The 19,812-nt window shown below is 65.6% G+C and carries 19 protein-coding genes and 2 tRNA genes; 16 read left to right on the top strand and 5 right to left on the bottom strand.

Annotated features, from left to right (window positions below):
* Nucleotides 1–504 precede the first annotated feature (504 nt).
* The 9 genes from dnaA to AZH51_RS11645 all read left to right on the top strand — a co-directional run bounded on the left by dnaA (nucleotide 505) and on the right by AZH51_RS11645 (nucleotide 12,986).
* The gene (dnaA, locus tag AZH51_RS11685; protein WP_291524538.1) at nucleotides 505–2,007 is read left to right on the top strand and encodes a chromosomal replication initiator protein DnaA; all 1,503 of its coding nucleotides are present in this window, start codon (nucleotides 505–507) and stop codon (nucleotides 2,005–2,007) included.
* Nucleotides 2,008–2,564: 557 nt separating this feature from the next.
* A complete protein-coding gene (dnaN, locus tag AZH51_RS11680; protein WP_291524469.1) occupies nucleotides 2,565–3,695 on the top strand; it encodes a DNA polymerase III subunit beta in 1,131 nt (376 codons plus the stop codon).
* A gap of 47 nt (nucleotides 3,696–3,742) precedes the next feature.
* Nucleotides 3,743–4,654, top strand: coding sequence for a phosphogluconate dehydrogenase (NAD(+)-dependent, decarboxylating) (gene gnd, locus AZH51_RS11675; protein ID WP_291524467.1), 912 nt, complete (start codon nucleotides 3,743–3,745; stop codon nucleotides 4,652–4,654).
* Between the two features lie 28 nt (nucleotides 4,655–4,682).
* On the top strand, nucleotides 4,683–5,846 hold the full coding sequence (gene recF / locus AZH51_RS11670) for a DNA replication/repair protein RecF (RefSeq protein ID WP_291524465.1): 1,164 nt from the start codon (nucleotides 4,683–4,685) through the stop codon (nucleotides 5,844–5,846).
* Nucleotides 5,843–6,364, top strand: coding sequence for a DUF721 domain-containing protein (locus AZH51_RS11665; protein WP_291524463.1), 522 nt, complete (start codon nucleotides 5,843–5,845; stop codon nucleotides 6,362–6,364). Before recF ends, AZH51_RS11665 begins: the two co-directional genes overlap by 4 nt.
* A 74-nt stretch (nucleotides 6,365–6,438) precedes the next feature.
* Nucleotides 6,439–7,380 carry a hypothetical protein gene (locus AZH51_RS11660; protein ID WP_291524461.1) on the top strand — a complete coding sequence of 314 codons (942 nt, stop codon included), beginning with the start codon at nucleotides 6,439–6,441 and terminating at the stop codon, nucleotides 7,378–7,380.
* A 350-nt stretch (nucleotides 7,381–7,730) separates the two neighbouring features.
* Complete coding sequence (gene gyrB, locus AZH51_RS11655) at nucleotides 7,731–9,755, top strand: DNA topoisomerase (ATP-hydrolyzing) subunit B (protein WP_291524536.1); 2,025 nt, start codon at nucleotides 7,731–7,733, stop codon at nucleotides 9,753–9,755.
* A gap of 40 nt (nucleotides 9,756–9,795) precedes the next feature.
* Nucleotides 9,796–12,405, top strand: a complete 2,610-nt coding sequence (gene gyrA / locus AZH51_RS11650; RefSeq protein ID WP_291524459.1) for a DNA gyrase subunit A — start codon at nucleotides 9,796–9,798, stop codon at nucleotides 12,403–12,405.
* Nucleotides 12,402–12,986, top strand: coding sequence for a DUF3566 domain-containing protein (locus tag AZH51_RS11645; protein ID WP_291524458.1), 585 nt, complete (start codon nucleotides 12,402–12,404; stop codon nucleotides 12,984–12,986). The genes gyrA and AZH51_RS11645 overlap by 4 nt, the downstream gene beginning before the upstream one ends.
* A 104-nt stretch (nucleotides 12,987–13,090) precedes the next feature.
* Here the strand turns inward: AZH51_RS11645 and AZH51_RS11640 are convergent, their stop codons facing one another.
* Nucleotides 13,091–13,396: a DUF952 domain-containing protein gene (locus tag AZH51_RS11640; RefSeq protein ID WP_291524456.1), complete on the bottom strand. Its 306-nt coding sequence runs from the start codon at nucleotides 13,394–13,396 to the stop codon at nucleotides 13,091–13,093.
* 185 nt (nucleotides 13,397–13,581) lie between these two features.
* Between AZH51_RS11640 and AZH51_RS11635 the strand changes: the two genes are divergently transcribed.
* From AZH51_RS11635 to AZH51_RS11615, 5 genes are all read left to right on the top strand, one after another.
* Nucleotides 13,582–13,655: transfer RNA gene (locus AZH51_RS11635), tRNA-Ile, on the top strand.
* A 54-nt stretch (nucleotides 13,656–13,709) separates the two neighbouring features.
* Nucleotides 13,710–13,838 (top strand): DLW-39 family protein, encoded by a 129-nt coding sequence (locus AZH51_RS11630; protein ID WP_291524453.1) that lies wholly within the window; start codon nucleotides 13,710–13,712, stop codon nucleotides 13,836–13,838.
* 33 nt (nucleotides 13,839–13,871) lie between these two features.
* Nucleotides 13,872–13,947: transfer RNA gene (locus tag AZH51_RS11625), tRNA-Ala, on the top strand.
* 240 nt (nucleotides 13,948–14,187) lie between these two features.
* Entirely contained in the window at nucleotides 14,188–14,709 is a 522-nt protein-coding gene (locus AZH51_RS11620) for a helix-turn-helix transcriptional regulator (RefSeq protein ID WP_291524451.1), read from the top strand.
* Nucleotides 14,709–15,350, top strand: a complete 642-nt coding sequence (locus AZH51_RS11615; RefSeq protein ID WP_291524449.1) for a nucleotidyl transferase AbiEii/AbiGii toxin family protein — start codon at nucleotides 14,709–14,711, stop codon at nucleotides 15,348–15,350. The genes AZH51_RS11620 and AZH51_RS11615 overlap by 1 nt, the downstream gene beginning before the upstream one ends.
* A 58-nt stretch (nucleotides 15,351–15,408) precedes the next feature.
* On the opposite strand, the gene AZH51_RS11610 is transcribed toward AZH51_RS11615, so the two are convergent.
* On the bottom strand, nucleotides 15,409–16,431 hold the full coding sequence (locus AZH51_RS11610) for a hypothetical protein (protein WP_291524447.1): 1,023 nt from the start codon (nucleotides 16,429–16,431) through the stop codon (nucleotides 15,409–15,411).
* Nucleotides 16,432–17,207: 776 nt separating this feature from the next.
* A complete protein-coding gene (locus AZH51_RS11605) occupies nucleotides 17,208–18,011 on the bottom strand; it encodes a nucleotidyltransferase domain-containing protein (protein ID WP_291524446.1) in 804 nt (267 codons plus the stop codon).
* Nucleotides 18,012–18,217: 206 nt separating this feature from the next.
* Between AZH51_RS11605 and AZH51_RS11600 the strand changes: the two genes are divergently transcribed.
* A complete protein-coding gene (locus tag AZH51_RS11600; protein WP_291524444.1) occupies nucleotides 18,218–18,682 on the top strand; it encodes a DUF6416 domain-containing protein in 465 nt (154 codons plus the stop codon).
* 76 nt (nucleotides 18,683–18,758) lie between these two features.
* Here the strand turns inward: AZH51_RS11600 and AZH51_RS11595 are convergent, their stop codons facing one another.
* Both AZH51_RS11595 and AZH51_RS11590 read right to left on the bottom strand, forming a co-directional pair.
* Entirely contained in the window at nucleotides 18,759–18,914 is a 156-nt protein-coding gene (locus AZH51_RS11595; RefSeq protein ID WP_291524442.1) for a helix-turn-helix domain-containing protein, read from the bottom strand.
* Between the two features lie 13 nt (nucleotides 18,915–18,927).
* A complete protein-coding gene (locus AZH51_RS11590) occupies nucleotides 18,928–19,179 on the bottom strand; it encodes a helix-turn-helix domain-containing protein (protein WP_291524440.1) in 252 nt (83 codons plus the stop codon).
* Nucleotides 19,180–19,488: 309 nt separating this feature from the next.
* Between AZH51_RS11590 and AZH51_RS11585 the strand changes: the two genes are divergently transcribed.
* Nucleotides 19,489–19,812 (top strand): hypothetical protein (locus AZH51_RS11585; protein ID WP_291524438.1); only part of this gene is annotated, 324 nt, incomplete at its 3' end.

Below are 19,812 nucleotides of genomic sequence, written 5' to 3'. Positions count from 1 at the left end.
CCATGGGTGTCACTGCAAACCGCGGACTACCGCGGAAGTTCTCGGCCGGTCGCATCAGGTTGGGCACCACCGGCAAAACCGGACGCACGCATGGACGCAACAGGCCTCATCAACTTTACGTGGGTGCATAGGACGGGTCAAACCAGCACGAGCCGGGACCGCGCCGTCGCAGACGAGAACGCCGCATTCTGTGCAGAACCGGCCAATACAGCGCAACTTTGTGCCAGGGGTCGGTAGCGACACGCCGACGAAGCAAAATTTGTCGCTCTCTCGGTTGCCCCAAGCGTGACCCGGTTGTTACGGTCGGGTCTTCTAGTCGCCGCTCCTCCCCCACCGAAGACCGCTGTCCACACCTGTGCACACTGTTGTGGATAACTTTTGGTGTGCCGTGGTCTGTGGTGGCACGCTGAAGCACACGAGACGTGTTGGACGGTCTGCGCAGAGGGGGCACCGGTGGTTTTGGAGGATTCCGAACCGGATCTGGCGCACATCTGGCACACCGTGATGCTCGACCTGGCTGACTCCGGGATCCCCGCCAAAGAACGCGGTTTTCTGCAGATCGCGCGCCTGGTCGGCGTATTGGGCGACACCGCCCTGATCGCCGTGCCCTTCGATAACACCAAGACAGCCGTGGAGTCCACGCTGGCCGAACCCGTGCGCAGTTCGCTGAGCCGCGCCGTCGGGCGGGACCTGACCATCGCGGTCACCGTGGACCAGTCGTTGCGCGGCGCCGAAACCGGCGGCGATACCGGCCTCGAGGCCGGCGACAACTCCATCGAAGCCCTGGCGAGCACGGATGAGGCTCCGACGCTGACCTTGGTGGACACCTACCCCGAGGACCCGGTCGCCGTCTCCGCACCCGCTGCCTTCGATCCCGCTCCTCCCCGGGGCGCGGCCCAGCCGATCAGCCAACGACCCAGCACCCCGGGGCACGGACCGGCCACGGTCAGCGACCGGGATGACACCCGGCTGAACCCCAAGTACACGTTCGACACGTTCGTGATCGGTGCGGGCAACCGGTTCGCCTGCGCCGCTGCCCAGGCCGTCGCGGAGACCCCTGCTCGCTCGTACAACCCGTTGTTCATCTACGGCGATTCGGGACTGGGCAAGACCCACCTGTTGCATGCCATCGGCCACTACGTGCGCTCGTACTACCCGCAGTCCCGCGTGCGGTACGTGAACTCCGAGGAGTTCACCAACGACTTCATCAACTCGATCCGCGACGACAAGGCCAGCAGCTTCCAGAAGCGCTATCGCGACAACGTCGATGTCCTGCTGATCGACGACGTGCAATTCCTGCAGGGCAAGGAGAGCACGCAGGAAGAGTTCTTCCACACGTTCAACGCGCTGCACAACAGCGAGAAGCAGATCGTGCTCACCAGCGACCAGCCGCCCAAACAGCTCAACGGTCTGGAAGAACGGATGCGCTCGCGGTTCGAATGGGGTCTGACGACCGACGTCAAACCACCCGATCTGGAAACCCGCATCGCGATTCTGCGTAAGAAGGCCATCACCGACCACATCGAGATCTCCGATGACGTCCTGAGCCTGATCGCCGACAAGGTGCCCAGCAACATCCGGGAACTCGAGGGTGCGCTGATCCGGGTCGCGGCCTACGGTTCGGTCACCCAGAGCCAGGTGGATCCGGCGCTCGCGGCGCACGTGTTGAAGGATCTGGTCCCCAGCGCCAGTGCCGGCCAGGTCACCGCGCCGCTGATCATGCGCGAGACGGCCCGCTACTTCGGCGTCACCATTGACGAACTGTGCGACGCCTCGCGCTCACGAACCCTGGTCAACGCCCGGCAGGTCGCGATGTACCTGTGCCGCGAACTCACCGACCTGTCCCTTCCCAAGATCGGGCAGTACTTCGGCGGCCGCGATCACACCACCGTGATGCACGCCGACCGCAAGATCCGCCAGTTGCTTCCCGAACGCCATTCGCTCTACGACCAGATCAGTGAACTGACCCAGATCGTGCGCCGCGCGGCCACGTCGGGCAACTCCTGACCCCTTCCAGCGACGCAGCGTTTACCGGTACTTCACGTACCGCTATCCCCCGATTGTGGATAAGTGTGTGGAAAAGATCTGTCCCGAGTTATCCACAGATCTGTGCACAACTACCGATAAAACGGTGGATAACTGTCGTCAGTACGTCCTCCGGGCCGGGGATCCGACGTGGACGACGCCACGAGGACCCCGCAGGCCGGGGACAGCCACCACAACTGTCCCGACGTTATCCACAGGCCACCACCCGCTCTGACCAGCGGCGTTGCGAGTTATCCCGCTGATCCACAACCGCTATTACGACGACGAGAACTATTCAGCAAGGTGTTCCCGGAACCCCAACGACCCTGAGGACTGTGGATGGACTGACTTCGAGTGCTGGGTGGGTGTCGGGTCTGGATCCGGATGGCTGGTGTGACGCGATCTGAGGGGCCATCCATATCCGAACCCGGTTGGACTAGGGTCGGGGGCGGAACGCCCGTGACCACCCGTACTCCAGGGTGCAAGCGGGCTATGACACCCAGCAAGGCACTTTCGAAGAAGCAAGGACGGTCTGGTCGGTGAAGCTGCAAGTCGAACGTGACGTTTTGGCGGATGCGGTCACCTGGGCCGTGCGCGGCCTGGCCGCCCGGCCGCCGGTCCCCGTCCTCGCCGGAGTCCTGCTCGAAGCCAATGACGACGGGCTGACCCTCAGTGCCTTCGACTACGAGGTCTCGGCCAAGGTCACCGTCGCCGCCCACGTCGACGAGCCGGGCACCGCCCTGGTGCACGGCCGCTTGTTGTCGGACATCGCCCGATCCCTTCCGGACAAGCCGGTCCTGCTGACCTCCGATGGCACCAAGGTCCAGTTGGTCTGTGGCTCAAGCCGGTTCGCGCTGCACGAGATGCCGACCGCCGACTACCCGACCCTGCCGACCGCGCCCGATGGCAGTGGGTCGATCGACGGTACGGCGTTCACCCAGGCTGTTGCCCAGGTCTCCATCGCGGCGGACCGCGGCGACACCCTGCCGATCCTGACCGGGGTCCGGGTCGAGGTCGACGGCGACAAGGTCACCCTGCTGGCCACCGACCGGTATCGCCTGGCCCAACGCGAACTCAGCTGGAACCCCACCAGCCCGGACGCGGCGTACGTTGCGCTGATCCCGGCGCGGACCCTGTCCGACACCGCCAAGGCGCTGGGCGCCGGCGGCAGCGTCGACGTGGCCTTCGGTTCGGCCGCCGGCGGGGACGGACTGGTCGGGTTCGAAGCCGGTCAGCGGCGCACGACCAGCCGGGTGCTGGATGGCGAATACCCCAAGGTCGCCTCGATCTTCCCGACCACCGTCGACACGGTGGCCGTCGTGCAGACCAGTTCGCTGATCGAGTCGGTCAAGCGCGTCGCCCTGGTCGCCGAGCGCAACACCCCGGTCCGGTTGCGCTTCAGCGAGGGCGTGCTGGCGATCGAAGCCGGCCAGGGCGAGGAGGCCCAGGCCAGCGAAGCCCTCGAGGCGAGCCTGACGGGCCCGGAGATCGAGACGGCGTTCAACCCGCAGTTCCTGCTCGATGGGTTGCAGGTGCTGGGCACGGCGTACGCCAGATTGTCCTTCACCCAACCCGGGCGCCCGGCGGTGTTGTCAGGGCAGAATGAAGCCGACGGCGAGTCCGACGACAGCTACCGCTACGTGTTGATGCCCGTCCGGTTCGCCAGCTGATCCCTTCAGTACATCCTGAACGACCAACGCTGAATCCAAGGAGCGTCATGCAGATCGGACTTATCGGCCTGGGCAAAATGGGCGGTTTCATGCGCGACCGGATCGTCGCGGCTGGTCACGAGGTCGTCGGGTACGACACGAACCCCCAGGTGAGCGACGTGGCCACGGTCGAGGACTTGGTGAAGGCGCTCACCCCGCCGCGCGTGGTGTGGCTGATGGTGCCGGCCGGCCGGATCACCCAGAGTCTGATCGACGAGCTCGGCGGCCTGCTGGACAAGGGCGACCTGGTCGTCGACGGCGGCAACAGCAAGTTCACCGACGACGCCATCCACGCCGAGGCACTCGGCAAGAAGGGCATCGAATTCGTCGACTGCGGTGTCTCCGGCGGTGTCTGGGGCAAGACCGAGGGCTACGGCCTGATGGCCGGTGGGTCCGATGAGAACATCGCCCGTGTGCTGCCGATCTTCGACGCACTGCGTCCTGAGGGTCCGCGCGACGAGGGCTTCGTACACGCCGGGGATGTGGGCGCCGGTCACTACGTGAAGATGGTTCACAACGGCATCGAGTACGGCATGATGCAGGCCTACGCCGAGGGCTACGAGTTGCTCGAGGCCAAGGAGATCGTCAAGGACGTCCCGGCGGCGTTCAAAGCGTGGACCCGCGGCACCGTGGTGCGTTCCTGGTTGCAGGAACTGATGGCCGACGCGCTGGCCAAGGACGCCACGTTGGAGGGCATCGAGGGCTTCGTCAATGACTCCGGCGAGGGCCGGTGGACCGTGCAGGAAGCCGTAGAGTACGGCGTGCCGATGCCGGTCATCTCCTGCGCGCTCTACCAGCGGTTCTTCTCCCGCCAGGGCACCGCCTCCCCGGCGATGAAGGCTGTCGCCGCGCTGCGCAACGAATTCGGTGGCCACGAAGTGACGAAGAAGGGCGAGAAGCCCATCGTCACCGACCACTGAACCGGTGCGCGGGGTGCGCTGAGTCCTGATGTACGTCGCCCATCTGGTGCTGACGGACTTCCGCTCCTACGACCGCGTGGACCTGCCGCTGCGGCCCGGGCCGAGCCTGTTCGTGGGACTGAACGGGCAGGGCAAGACCAACCTGGTCGAGGCCATCGGGTACGTCGCGTCGCTGGGTTCACATCGGGTGGCCACTGACGGGCCCCTGATCCGGGCGGGCTGCGAACAAGCCATCATCTCCACTGCAGTGGTCCGCGACGGCCGCACCCAACAGGTCGAACTCGAGATCAACCCGGGCCGGGCTAACCGCGCCCGGCTGGGCGGGCACCCCACCCGGCCGCGGGAAACGCTCGGCACGTTGCGAACCGTGCTGTTCGCTCCCGAGGACCTTGCGCTGGTCAAGGGTGACCCGGAGCAGCGCCGCCGGTTCCTGGACGACCTGCTGGTGGCGCGGCAACCGCGCTGGTCGGCGGCGCGCAGCGACTACGACAAGATCCTCAAACAGCGCAACGCGTTGCTGAAAACGGCGCGGAACTCTGCGGACCGGGCCGGTGTGCTGGCATCGCTGCCGGCGTGGAACGACCATCTGGCCACCGCCGGTGCCCATCTGCTCTATGCGCGACTGCGGTTGCTGCGTGATCTGGCGCCGCACGTGGCCCAGGCGTACGAGCAGGTGAGCGCGGGCGCGGGAGGTGCGCACGCGACGTACCGCAGCAGTCTGGATCCCGAGGTGGCGCAACGGATCGCGGCAGGGCAGGTGCCCGAGGTGCAGGAGTTGACCGAGGCCACCCACGAGCGGTTCGCACAGGTCGCCCAGGCGGAGGTCGAGCGCGGACTGACGCTGGTCGGACCGCACCGCGACGACGTCGAACTCGAACTGGGCGACCTGCCGGCCAAGGGCTACGCCAGCCACGGCGAGTCCTGGTCGTTCGCCCTGGCGCTGCGCCTGGCGGCTTACCAGTTGCTGCGCCACGACCTGGGCACCGACCCGGTCCTGGTGCTGGACGACGTGTTCGCCGAGTTGGACACCGGCCGCCGCGAGCGCCTGGCCGCGTTGATCGAGGATTGCGAGCAGGTGCTGGTGACCGCGGCCGTGCCGGCCGACATCCCGGCGAGCCTGGTCGGTCCCCGGTTCGAGGTGACCCGGGCGGCGGTCAGCGCGATCACCGTGCCGCAGGAGACGCCCCGGTGAGCGACGAAAACGACTCTGCCCGTGAGGAACCCGACCCTCTGGAGGCGGCCCGGGAGGCGCTGAACCAGGTACGCCGAGCCGCCCGTGAGCGGGGTCTGCGGCCCGGTGTACGTCCCCGACCCTCGAGCACCCAGCCCGGAGTCGCGCCGCGGCGCGACTCGCTGGAGCCACAACCGCTCGGGGCAGGCATCGAGAAGTTGATCGAGGAGCGGGCCTGGCAGGTCGACGTACAGGCCGGGGCAGTTTTCAGTCGCTGGGCCGACATCGTCGGGGCGGAAGTGGCCACGCACTGCATCCCGACCACGTTCGAGGACTCGGTGCTGACCGTGCGCGCGGAGTCGACGGCCTGGGCGACGCAGTTGCGGCTCCTGAGCTCCACCCTGCTCGGTGCGATCGAGCAGAAGGTGGGCCCGGACGTGGTGCGCGAACTGCGGATCGTCGGCCCGGGGGCACCATCGTGGAAGCACGGATACCGCGGGATCACCGGCGGTCGCGGACCTCGGGACACCTACGGCTGAGCGCCCCGGCAACCGCCACGACCCAGGCGGGGTCGCTACCCTGGGGCGTTCGTCGTACCAAGGAGTGTTCCTGCGTGACCCCGAACGAACCGAACGACCCGGAGCAGACCCGGCCCATCCCGAACGAGTCCGACCCGACGCGGCCGGTCCGGTTGCCCGGCCAGGCCGGCCCTGCAGCCAGCGGTCCCGACCGCTCGGAGGACCCCACGGTCGGGGTACCCCCGGGGGTCGCTCCGCACGACCTGCCGGTGCAGAAGCCGAAGATCTACATCGACCCGGCCTACGGTCAGGGCCAGGAAGCTGATGCCCAACCGACCAGGGCGCTGCCGGCGCAGCCGTACCCGACGCAGCAGTACGCCCCCCAGCACTACGCCCCGCAGCAGTACGGCGGGGACCAGCAGTACCGCGGCGGGCAGCAGTACGCCGAGCGGGACCCCTACGAGCAGGCGGCCTATGAACAGGGTCGGTACGAAGCAGGTCCGGAGGATCCGGTGCGCTCGATCTGGTGGCCGGTCGCGGTGATCATGGCCTCGCTGGCGATCGTTGGTGCGGTGGGTGGCTATCTGTGGGCCAGTCGGGACAACCGCAGTACCCCCGCGGTCACCAATTCGGTGCTGCCGACGGCGACCCCGACGAGCCCGACGCCCACCCAGACTTCGGCGCAGCCGTCGCCGACCTCCACCTCGACGTCGAGCGAAAGTTCCAGCACGTCCTCGGAGTCCTCCTCGACGACCTCATCCACGTCGACGTCGGAGACCAGCACTGCCGCCGGCACGTTCCCCGCGGGCGCGAAGGTCTGCGCGCCGACCGTCGGTGGCAATGCCCGCGCTTCCTGCGGTTTCGCCACCAATGTGGCGGCCGCCGCGGCCGGTCCGATCAGCCAGGGGCAGACCCAGTTCCAGGTCACGGCGCACTCGCCGGCGACCGGGCAGGACTACACGTTGAACTGTGCGCGGACCGACCTGGTCACCTGCACGACCGACTCCGGCGCCGAGGTGTATGTGCTCGTCCCGTGATCGCGCCGCAGAGCCCGTGAGGCCCCTATCGACGTACGGGGAGTCACTCGGCAACTGATTTGGCGGTCTGGCTGGGGATTAAGCGGGTCTGAGGGCCGGTTCTGCCGCGGCGCACGGTAGACTGATAGGCGAACAGCGCGCTCATTTCGGTGGGGGCGCTGCCCGTCCGTCAGACAGCGGTGAAGCAGCCCGCGGCGTACCTCCGATCATCGGTACCCGCCACGAGTGTGCGCCTGCGCTGGGCCCGTCGGCCGGGCGATCCGTGGAACAGGAGCAACCAGCTAGTGGCCGACGCGACCAACCCCCAGCCCGACGACGAGCAGGCACCCCAGCGGGAAAACCAGGAGTCCCTGCGCAGCCCGGACACCTCGACCGATGCGGTGTACGACGCCAGCGCGATCCAGGTCCTGGAAGGTCTGGAAGCGGTCCGCAAACGACCGGGTATGTACATCGGCTCCACCGGTCCGCGCGGTCTGCACCACCTGATCTGGGAGATCGTGGACAACGCGGTCGACGAGCGACTGGCCGGCTTCGCGACCACGATCGACGTGACCCTGTTGGCCGACGGCGGCGTCCGCGTCATCGACGACGGCCGCGGTATCCCCACCGGCATCCACCCGACCGAGGGCGTCTCGACCGTCGAGGTCGTGTTGACCCAGTTGCACGCCGGCGGCAAGTTCGGTGGCGGCGGTTACAAGGTCTCCGGTGGTCTGCACGGGGTGGGCTCGTCCGTGGTGAACGCGCTATCCACCCGGATGACCGCCGAGGTGCGCCAACTGGGCAAGCGCTTCTTCATCGAGTTCGAGCACGGGGTGCCCAAGGCGCCGTTGTCGGTTGTTGGTGACCTGGGACCGCAGGACCAGACGGGTACGACGATCACCTGGTGGGCCGACCCGAACATCTTCGAGTCGGTCGAGTACGACTTCGACACGATCCGGGCCCGCTTCCAGCAGACGGCGTTCCTGAACAAGGGTCTGACGATCACCCTCACCGATGAGCGGGAGCAGGAGGTCGACGAGGCCGCGGTCGAGGAAGCGGCCGCCGAGGGCACCACGGTCGAGGAGGCATCCCCCAAGACGGTGACCTACCGGTACGACGAGGGTCTGTTGGACTACGTGAAGTACCTCAACTCCTCCAAGCGCAACGACCCCGTGCACGACAGTGTCATCGCCTTCGAGGCTGAGGACACGCAGCGGCTGCTGTCGGTCGAGATCGCGATGCAGTGGACGACCGCCTACTCCGAGTCGGTGCACACCTACGCCAACACGGTGAACACGCACGAGGGCGGCACCCACGAAGAAGGCTTCCGGGCCGCGATGACCTCGCTGATCAACAAGTTCGCGCGGGACAACAAGTTGCTCAAGGAGAAGGACGACAACCTCACCGGTGACGACATCCGGGAGGGTCTGACCGCCGTCATCTCCGTGAAGCTGGGCGAACCGCAGTTCGAAGGTCAGACCAAGACCAAACTCGGAAACTCAGAGGTCAAGGGTTTCGTGCAGGGCGCCGTACGGGACAACCTCGAACACTGGCTGGCCAGCAACCCCCGGGACGGACGGGCGATCGTCTCCAAGGCGGTCTCGGCCGCCTCAGCCCGGATGGCGGCCCGTAAGGCGCGCGAGACGGCGCGACGCAAGGGACTGCTGGAGGGCGGCGGGCTGCCCGGCAAACTGCGCGACTGCCAGTCCAAGGACCCGACCATCAGTGAGGTCTTCATCGTCGAGGGTGACTCGGCGGGCGGGTCGGCGACGCAGGGTCGCAACCCGTTCAACCAGGCCATCCTGCCGATCCGCGGCAAGATCCTGAACGTCGAGAAGGCCCGGATGGACAAGGTCCTGGCCAATAACGAGGTCCAGGCGCTGATCTCCGGCTTCGGCACCGGTATCGGTGAGGACTTCGACATCGAGAAGGCGCGCTATCACAAGATCGTGCTGATGGCCGATGCCGACGTCGACGGTATGCACATCCGCACGTTGCTGCTGACGCTGCTCTTCCGCTTCATGCGGCCGCTGATCGAGCACGGCTACGTCTACCTGGCGCAGCCGCCGCTGTACCGGATCAAGTGGTCCAACCACGAGCACGAGTTCGCCTTCTCCGACAAGGAGCGCGACGGCCTGGTCGAGCTGGGCCAGAGCAAGGGTTGGCGGCTGCCGAAGGACTCGCCGATCCAGCGGTACAAGGGTCTGGGCGAGATGAACTACGAGGAGTTGTGGGAGACCACGATGGACCCTGACACCCGCACGTTGCTGCAGGTGACGATGGACGACGCGGCCGCTGCCGACGAGATCTTCGCGGTGCTGATGGGTGAGGACGTCGAGTCCCGAAGGGGATTCATCCAGAGGAACGCGAAAGACGTGCGCTTTCTGGATATTTAGTTCCGTCGCCACCGAAATTGCTTGATACACAGAGGGATTCATGACTGACGACACGACCGGCGGACCGGACGAGCCCACGCCGCCGGAGAACACCGGGATCGACGAGATCGATCTCAACACCGAGATGCAGCGCAGCTACATCGACTACGCGATGGCGGTCATCGTCTCGCGGGCGCTGCCGGATGTGCGTGACGGGTTGAAGCCGGTGCACCGCCGGATCGTCTACGCGATGTACGACGGTGGGTACCGTCCCGACCGCGGGTACAACAAGTGCTCCCGCGTGGTCGGCGAGGTCATGGGTCAGTACCACCCGCACGGTGACACCGCGATCTACGACGCGATGGTCCGTCTGGTGCAGCCGTGGTCGATGCGCTACCCGCTGATCGACGGTCAGGGCAACTTCGGCTCCCCCGGCAACGACGGCGCTGCTGCACCGCGGTACACCGAGTGCCGGATGGCGCCGCTGGCGATGGAACTCGTGCGCGACATCCACGAGAACACCGTGGACTTCGAGCCGAACTACGACGGCAAGACCCTGCAGCCGACCGTGTTGCCGGCCCGCTTCCCGAACCTGCTGGTCAACGGCTCTTCGGGTATCGCCGTCGGTATGGCCACCCAGATCCCGCCGCACAACCTGCGCGAGGTCGCCGACGCGGCGCAGTGGCTCCTGGCCCACCCGGGTGCCTCACGCGAGGAGCTGCTGGACGCCGTACTCGAACGCATCCCCGGCCCGGACTTCCCCACGGGCGCTCTGATCATGGGCCGCAAGGGGATCGAGGAGGCGTACCGCACCGGGCGCGGCTCGATCGTGATGCGCGCGGTGGTCAACGTCGAGGAGATCCAGGGCCGGCAGTGCCTGGTGGTCACCGAGCTGCCCTACCAGGTCAACCCGGACACGCTCGCGGAGAAGATCGCCGGGTTGGTGCGCGACGGCAAGGTTGCCGGCATCGCCGATCTGCGCGATGAGACCTCCGGTCGCACCGGTCAGCGCCTGGTCATCGTGCTCAAGCGCGACGCCGTGGCCAAGGTCGTGCTGAACAACCTCTACAAGCACACCGGGTTGCAGCAGAACTTCGGCGCCAACATGCTGGCGCTGGTCGACGGCGTGCCGCGCACCCTGCCGGTGTCGGCGTTCATCCGCTACTGGGTCGAGCACCAGATCGACGTGATCGTGCGGCGCACCCAGTTCCGCCTGGACAAGGCCGAGCAGGACATCCACATCCTGCGCGGTTACCTCAAGGCGCTGGAGATGCTGGACGAGGTCATCGCCCTGATCCGGCGCTCGCCGAGTGCGGACGAGGCCCGGGTCGGGTTGATGGAGTTGCTGGACGTCGATGACATCCAGGCCCGCGCGATCCTGGACCTGCAGCTGCGGCGGCTCGCGGCGTTGGAGCGTCAGCGGATCCTGGAGCAGCACGATGAGTTGCAGCGGCTGATCGATGACTACAAGGACATCCTGGCCAAGCCGGAGCGACAGCGGACCATCGTCAGTGAGGAACTGGCGGAGATCGTCGAGCGGTACGGCGATGACCGTCGCAGCCAGATCGTGCCCTACGACGGTGACATGTCGATGGAGGACCTGATCCCCGAGGAGGACGTGGTCGTCACGATCACCCGCGGGGGGTACGCCAAGCGCACGAAGGTGTCGGAGTATCGCGCACAACGCCGTGGTGGCAAGGGAGTTCGCGGCGCGTCCCTGCGCGGCGACGACGTGGTGTCGCACTTCTTCATCACCTCTACGCACCAGTGGCTGCTGTTCTTCACCAACAGCGGCCGGGTCTACCGGGCCAAGGCGTACGAGCTGCCGGAGGCGGCCCGTGATGCCAAGGGCCAGCACGTCGCGAACCTGCTGGCGTTCCAGCCGGGCGAGGAGATCGCCCAGGTCATGACGCTGCAGGACTACGACGCGGCGCCGTACCTGCTGCTGGCCACCCGCAACGGCCTGGTGAAGAAGACCCGGCTGGCCGAGTACGACTCGCCGCGCTCCGGCGGACTCATCGCGGTGAATCTGCGCGACGGGGACGAACTGGTCGGTGCGGCGCTCGCGGGGCCCGCGGACGACGTACTCCTCGTCTCCCGCAAGGGGCAGTCGGTGCGCTTCCACGCCACGGATGAGTCGTTGCGGCCGATGGGCCGGGCGACCTCGGGCGTGACGGGCATGAAGTTCCGCGACGGGGATCATCTGTTGGCGATGAGTGTGATTACCGCTGGGACGGACCCGGACGTCTTCGTGGTCTTCGAGAACGGCTTGGCCAAACGTACGGCGGCCTCGGACTACCCGACCAAGGGCCGGGCAACGCTCGGGGTCAAGGTCGCGAACTTCTCCGAGCGCGGTGGCGACCTGGTGGGCGCGCTGACCGTCGACGAGGGCGATGAGGTCCTCGTGGTGATGGAGAAGGGCAAGATCGTGCGCTCCCGCGTCGATGAGGTACGCCGCACCGGGCGCTCCACGCAGGGCGTACAGTTCGCGACGCCGGACCGGGGTGACGCGATCGTGGCGGTGGCTCGCAACGTGGAGGCGGAGCCGGAGGACGCTTCCCCCGCTGAGGCTCCAGAGGATTCGGAGGTGGATGCCGTACCGTCGGAGCAGACGCCGGATGTTGCCGGCGACGCCGAGACCGAGACCGACGAATCCGGAGACGACGAGTGAGCCAGTCCGACGGCCCCAACGCTGGAGCGACCGCAGCCCGGTTGCCCGGTAGCGCGCAGCGATCGGCCGCACCGCAGAACGGTTCACGTCCCGCGGCCGCGCCCACGCGTAAGGGTTCAGCGGGATCTGCTGCGTCAGCGCGCGGGCGGCAGCCGGCGGCCCGGTCCGGTCGACCGCCAGCGGTGAAGGGTGGCGCGCCGGCTCGTCCCGCACGGGCGACGCCGCGCCGGGTACGGCTGTCGGTCTCGCGGGTCGACCCGTGGTCGGTGATGAAGATTTCGTTCCTGCTGTCGGTGGCGTTCGCCATCGCCAGCGTGGTCGCGGTCGCCCTGCTGTGGATCGTGCTGGCCGGGATGGGGGTCTTCTCCGACCTGAACGATCTGCTGCGCTCGCTGGACAAGCAGGGTTCGACGTTCGACCTGATGGATTACATCGGCTTCGGCAAGGTCGTGTCTTTGGCGGTGGTGATCGGGTTCATCGACATCATCCTGATCACGGCGTTCGCGACGCTGGCGGCGTTCCTCTACAACATCTGTGCGTCACTGGTCGGCGGCTTGCGGCTGACGCTGTCGGACGACTGAGGTCGCTGCCTGGGCTTCTCCACCCTCGAGTTTGGATACGGATGGCTGGTTTCGTGTTGCGAAACCAGCCATCCGTATCCAGACCTGGCTAGCTGTGGCCGTCGCTACGGTGTCGAGAACGTCTGCTCGTCGTAGGGACTGGCCTCGACGACGTCCTCGAGGCTCAGCGCGGCGTAGATGTGCGGGAAGTCGTCCTCCCACTTCACGTGGTCGCCGAACTCGTCGGTGTCCAGGGTGACGATGACCAGGTTGGTCTCGCCTGCGAAGAACCGATCGATGGTGCCAGGCACCTGCTCGCGCGTCGAACAGTGGACATAACCGTCCTGCTGGTCCAGCGGCGTACCTTCGAAGAGGCTCTCGGTCTGCCACTGGTCCCACTCGGCGGGCCGCAGGATCTTGTAGATGAGCACGGGTTGATCTTGGCATCCCGGGCGCGCTTGGATCTGCGCGGCTTACCGACAGTTGCGCGGGTTGTTAGCCGCGCGTCTGTCGACAACCCGCGCATCTGTCCCACCGGGGGACGTCAATTTGGGCGGCGTCCCGCGGGTGGGGTAATCTCGACCGGGCTTCCGGCACTGCTGGGAGTCGTGCGTGAGGGCCTATAGCTCAGTCGGTTAGAGCGCTTCCCTGATAAGGAAGAGGTCAGAGGTTCAAGTCCTCTTAGGCCCACGTCTGACTCGGTCATCTGTGGGATGCACCGTCCGCTGCCCGCCGGAGGTCCGCATGAAGAAGCTCGTCGTCCTCGCCGGAGTCGCAGCAGCCGCCGCGGCAGCCGTGGTGAAGCGGCAGCAGGCGGCAGCGGCCAAGCCGGGCGTCTGGATCCAGGCATCGGATCAGCCGCCGGCCCGCTGAGTCACTCCCTCGTCGGTCTTGAGGTCGACGTCAGGGGCCATGGCGCAATTGGTAGCGCACCTGCTTTGCAAGCAGGGGGTTACGGGTTCGAGTCCCGTTGGCTCCACCACACATAACCGCAGGTCAGAAGCGGTTGAGCGGCGTAATCCCCAGATTATCCACAGCCCGCAGAGCGCCGCTGGTGCCAGATCTGTGCCAGATTGACCACCGATTTGGCACGAATCCTGACCCCCGAAATGCCCGTGACCTGCGGTTTCCACAAGGCACAACGGTCCCCTCCCCGGACTTGGTCGATGAGATTGCAGCCCAGCTGGGACTATTCATGTATCCCTTTGGATACACTAGCTCTATGGATGGCGCATCCCTCCTGGAAGAGGCCCGCGCGGCGGCGGGCCTGTCGCAGGCTGCTCTGGCGGCCGCTGCTGGCACCTCGCGGCCGACGTTGTCTGCGTATGAGAACGGTCGTAAGTCGCCCTCTATTCAGACTGCGAGTCGGCTCTTGGAGGCGGCCGGCTTCGAGTTGACTGTCGCCCCGCGGGTGGAGTTTCAAGAGATGGCTATTGACCGGGGACGTCCCATCCTCGTGCCGACCGAACTCCCGCGACTCCCGTTGGATCGCGCGTTCGCCGTGGTGGAATTGCCGTTGCACCTGAACTGGTCGGATCGGGGCCGAGTCTTCGACTTACGTGATCGCCGACAGCGGGCCCGAGTCTACGAGATTGTCCTGCGTGAGGGGCGCCCGGAGGATGTTCTGTCGTACGTCGACGGTGCCCTGCTGGTGGATCTCTGGGACGAACTCGTACTGCCTAGACCCGTTCGCTTGGGTTGGGACAGTCTGGTGAAGCGTGCAACTGAGCCCAGGATCGCCTGATGGAACGCCCGGGTGAACTCTCCGAACTACAGGTGACGGTGGCGCACTTGTTCTTCGGTCTGCCAGAAGCGGACGGCTTCCTCGTCGCCGGTGGCGCAGCGCTCGTTGCTTCAGAAATGATCATGCGTCCCACCGAGGACATTGATTTGTTCACGTCAGCACCGACGGCCTCAGTGTCACAAGCGTCGCGGGCGTTCATCAGCGCGCTGCGCGAAGTCGGCTTCGAGGTGGTCGTCGTCCAGGACGCGCCCACGTTCTGCCGGTTGGTTGTGTCGCGCGCGGCGCACGAGACCATGGTTGACCTGGCTGTGGACTCGCCGCCGCAGCAGCAACCCACGGTGACCGTGCTCGGACCTACATTGGCTCCGCTTGAGCTGGCGGGACGGAAACTGCTCGCACTCTTCGGTCGTGCCGAGGCCCGAGACTTCGCCGATGTGTTCGTACTCGCCGACCAGTTCGGCAAAGCCGCGCTCATCGAGGAGGCTCAACGCCAGGATCCTGGTTTCGACCTTGTGGTGCTGGCTCAGATGGTCGGCACGCTCGGCAGGTTCGATGATGATGAAGTCCCGTTGCACCCACAACGGGCGGCGGCGGCGATCAGATTTTTCAAAGACTGGGCTGAGGAGCTACACGAAGCGTAGTCGGATACGTTGAGACTACTTGAGCGCAGCCATTTCGAGACCCGTGCCTTGGCACTAGCTAGACCGAAAACCGCACACACGGAACGCCCACACGCAGCGGTATCAACCCGTCTGGGCCGGCCGCAATGGACCACCGAATCGCTGAGTGGATATGACCGAACTCTTCGGTGCATATCAAGATTAGGTGGGTCTGCTGTTGATGGGTGTCCGGTCGGGTAACTCCCTCAATCGCGGCCAGCGCCTTATCCACCGCACTTTGGACCTGTCCCTCGGCGCCGTTCCAGTCGACCCACGACGGGAACACGGCGATCATGTTTTGGGTCGGCATGTTGGTTAGATAGAACAACGCAGGAAGCGACTCCTCAAAACTGCCTCCAGGCACGACGTGCAGCCAACTTGTGATCCAAGGCCCATCTTCGTGCTCAGTTCCGGTGACAGTGCCGAAAGCCCTGTACATCGGAAACGCGACGCCGAACTCCACAGCGGCCTGAAGTGTCGTACACGCGAGCGCAACCCGCTCCATGACGCGGTCTTCGAACGTGCCTGCCAGCAAGCGTTGCTGCAGCATCCGCATGTCGTCGGGACTGGCCTGCTCAGCCTTCTCGACGCCTGCCACGAAGACGGTGCCCTCCTTGAAGGATTCGAAGGACTTACGCAGTGTGTAGATGGGGTCGCCATCCTGTGGCGGAGCGATTTCGATCGCGAGAACGACCTCGCCACCCACCCCGACGTTGACGGGCCTCCATGCCGGGGCATCCGTGCCTTGTCCCAAGTACTGACCGAGCTTCTGTTCAAGGGTCGCAGTTGGCCACTCGCGGGTTCCCTGGATGCCTTTCTCGCTCACGCCGACCAGTACGTAAGACCAGCCTAGGCAGTTAGCTAGTGAACGGATGACCGGACGGTTTGCCTTCGCGAGGACCTCCTTGGCCAGCTCGAATCTGCCCGCGGCAGTGGACAAGTCCAACTCGCTCTTCCATTCCAGCCAATCCTCTTCCGCATTGGCATCTTGAGCAGCGGCGACCGCATAAACGAGGTGGGACAAATCAGTTGGTCGTTGAGTTCTATCGACAGCCACGGGCATAGATCACATCCTCCCCGACCACCCTCGTACGGATGATGCGGCCCGCAGCTTGCCGCCAGGCGTCTTCACGGCGGCGCACGTCCAAAGGTCAACCGGACGCTAGTCCACTTGTGTGTCGGCCGGTGCGGTCAGCCGAACTAGCAGTCGCACGTGCAGACCCGCCGCAGGAGGGTTCACGCGCGCAACAACCAACTGATGGTCGCTCCGAACCACGTGATGGACGTCTTTGACAAGAGGATCAGGTACATATCCCGACCGCCAGCCATCTCGCGTGACCAGGAGCGCTCGATAGTTGACCCTGTTCGTCTCATCACTTCGGACAGAGAGTGAATCTCCTGGCGTGAGAGGGTTTATCCGGTCCCTCTCCGCTGCAGTCAGGTGGCGAATGCCGCGAACGACGAAGGGAATGTCGGCAGGGCCCGGTTGGGGTAGGGGAGTGAGTTCGTACGTGTCGCCGGTGCGACGACCGCCTGACACTGAGAGCACCTCAAACGGACCAGCGTCCGCCGATAGCCCCAGTTGAGCTAACGTCTGCGTCCGCTCGGGCCGATGATCATCGATCACGCGCTCCGCGAAGATTGGGAACAACCGCTCGCTTCCATGACCGGTGCCCAGGGGCAGCCCAGGGAGAGGACGATCCACACCGGGCTCGTAGGTGAAGGTGTAGCGGTGGCCGTCAAACGCCAGAATCCCAACCCGCTGGTGCCGCCAGTTGCCAGGGCCCTGACGGCTAACTAGCAACCGCTGGGTCTTGGAGTTCGTTGTCATCGCACTGTTCAGTCCTGCCAAGTCCAGTGCCGCCGGTGGGCGTGGACCATCCACTCACTGGCGACGTCAGTGTCCGGCTCATCGGGTACGGCGAGGGGTCCGTTCAGCAACTCAGCCAGACGAGAGCGGGCCGCGTCGATCCGACGCAGCGCCTCGGCGTACCCGACCTGTTCGCGCTTGATCTCCATGCACGGCCCCAGGTCTGCGGCACGCATGGGCAGGCTGAGCTGACCGGTCGTGATCAGCTCAATTCCCTGCAGGCCCAGACGAAGAGCCTGACTGGCGTACTTGGTGTCGTACCCGTGGGCGGCCACCAGCTCGGGCCGGTTGGGCACGTGGGACTGACGCCCGTGACCGGTCAGGCGGTCGCATTGACCAACGAGGTAGCCTAAAAACCGGAAGCCGGCGTGCCGGGTCGCGAACTGCGAGCGGCCCAGGGACCGTAGTTCGTCGCCGAGCGACGTGGTCACCAACAGGTCAGACTGCGGTGACCAGAACGGGATGAGGATCGTCGGGTTGCCTGCCGCAGCGAGTCGGATGAACTTCCGTAGCGCGTAAATCACCAGATCGGTGTCGCCGGGCCCGGATCTCGCACCTTCAGGCTGGGTGCGAGAGACGTAGTGCTCCTTGGTCGGGGCGAGTCCGAGCAGCTGTGATGGGTGCTGGATGTAGACGCCCATCTCGTCGTTGTCGTCGTGGCCCTCGATGGCCATGCCGTGCGCGCCGGATCCGACGGTCACGCGCAGGATCTCGTTGGCCAGCGCGACGTCTCGCTCGCCGTGGTCGACGTTGGGCCTCGGGTCGGCGCTCACCGGGCAACTCCTTTCAGCCGAAGAGCGTCGCAACAATCTATGCGCGTGATTGGTGCGACGCCTCTGGGTTTTGTGTCTGCCCGGCTCTCGTCGGGCTTGGTCAGCATCTCGGAGACCAGAACCGGATGCCCCGGAGGTATCTTGCAGATGCCTAAGAGATATGCCATACTTATCTCAAGAGAGGCACAAGGCCTCGAAATGAAGGGATGGCTAAGATGCCTGACGTTACAGTTCCCGTTCCGGACGAGCGGGTTGCAGAGTTTTACAAGTTCTTCGGGACGTGGCTCGCGGGGGAAGCATCGAGCTTCAGCAAGCTCTCTGAGGTACCCAGTGAGAGTCACGAGGTATCTTCATGGTCGTTGAACGATGGCGATGAAGCCAACATCTTGTGGCCCAAGTTGTCGCCGCAGGCCCGTGCTGTGTTCGGGTACCTGATGGACCGTCCCGGTGAGCGTCACACGGGCCGCGAGATCGCGGATGCTGTTCAGATTTCGAACGGTGCCAGTGGTGTGGCCGGTGTTCTCGCTTGGCCCGCGCGGCACTGCGCCAAACTGAACCGCGCGCTCCCCACTGAATGGCGCGAAGGTGAGGACGGCAGCGACTCGGTCTACTGGATGACCCAGGAAGTCGCTGAGCTGTTTCGCGAGACACGCAAGGCCGCGGAGCACTGATCGGACGGATCGAGCCCACTAGCGAAGGCGTCGCGACAACCCCAGTCGGTTGCCGCGACGCTTGTACCGCGCTCACCTACTGCAACGGCTGCATCAAGTTGTCGAGATCTTCGCGCCGGACTCGAAGGCCCCGTCGGCCGCATAGGTAGGCACACAGTTCGCCAGCCGCGATCCGTCGGCGAACGGTCTTCACCGAAGTGGAGATGTAGACCGCCGCTTCCTGCAGGGTCATCCACTGATTCATTTCATGCAACGTCGTTGGAGTTCTGGGTGGGGTCGGCATAGCTGGCACCTCCCCGCAGGAAGCGTCGGAGGTCGGCGACGGTGACGTAAAGGGCGCCATTTCCGTTGAACCGGTTCCACCGAGGACCGCGCCCGGAACGTCGCCATTCCCGCACGGTGCGTTCGGGAGTCCGGATGAGCTGGCAGAACTCGGCGAACAGGATGATGCCGTTGTCGTCCCACTCTTTGGGTACGACGATCGGGGTGATGTTCATAAACTGCCTCCCTTGGAACGGTCACGCGGCGGTTGTACCGCGTCGAGGAAGGCGGCCTCGGGTTCCGACTCGGCTGGTCGGCCGGGGCAACGTTCCTTACCTCCTCAAGGGGATGAGGTGCCCTCCGGCGGTCAGAAGCAGCCAAATCTTTACGAATGTTGTTGACGCCGCCCTTTGTCAGGCAAGGGGTGTGGCCAGGGTCCCGTCCACAGGTGCGACCGCAGCTGGTGGCAGGTGTGAGTGCCGTCTGCGAGAGTCGCGTGCGTCAGGGCTGGTGTTGGCAGGAGAACGCGACCAAAGGTAGGCAGCGTGACTGAAGGTGCTGGCGTCGTTCCGATCTATCGCATTGCCCAGGACAGCGGCGACGTCGTGATGGATCTGACGGTGGACGTCGGCTTCCAGGACTTCGGGTTCAGGGTTGAGAACGCAGACCGTGCTTCCGCTGTGACGGTCCGCGTCTATCACACCGACGAGATCCGGCTGTTCTGCCAACTCCTTGCCGTAGCGGTCGCTGACCGGTCAGCGACCAGCGCCGTCGCGAACATCGAGCGGGAACTCCGAAGGATCTGCGTTGGGATGAAGCCGAGTGAGCAGGGTGAACACCGCCTTCACGAAGCCGAGCACACCTGGAAG

This window comes from Branchiibius sp. NY16-3462-2 (assembly GCF_001594145.1).
Classification (GTDB): domain Bacteria; phylum Actinomycetota; class Actinomycetes; order Actinomycetales; family Dermatophilaceae; genus Branchiibius.
Note: the sequence above shows the minus strand (reverse complement) of the source record. Positions and strands in the feature narration are given on the sequence as shown.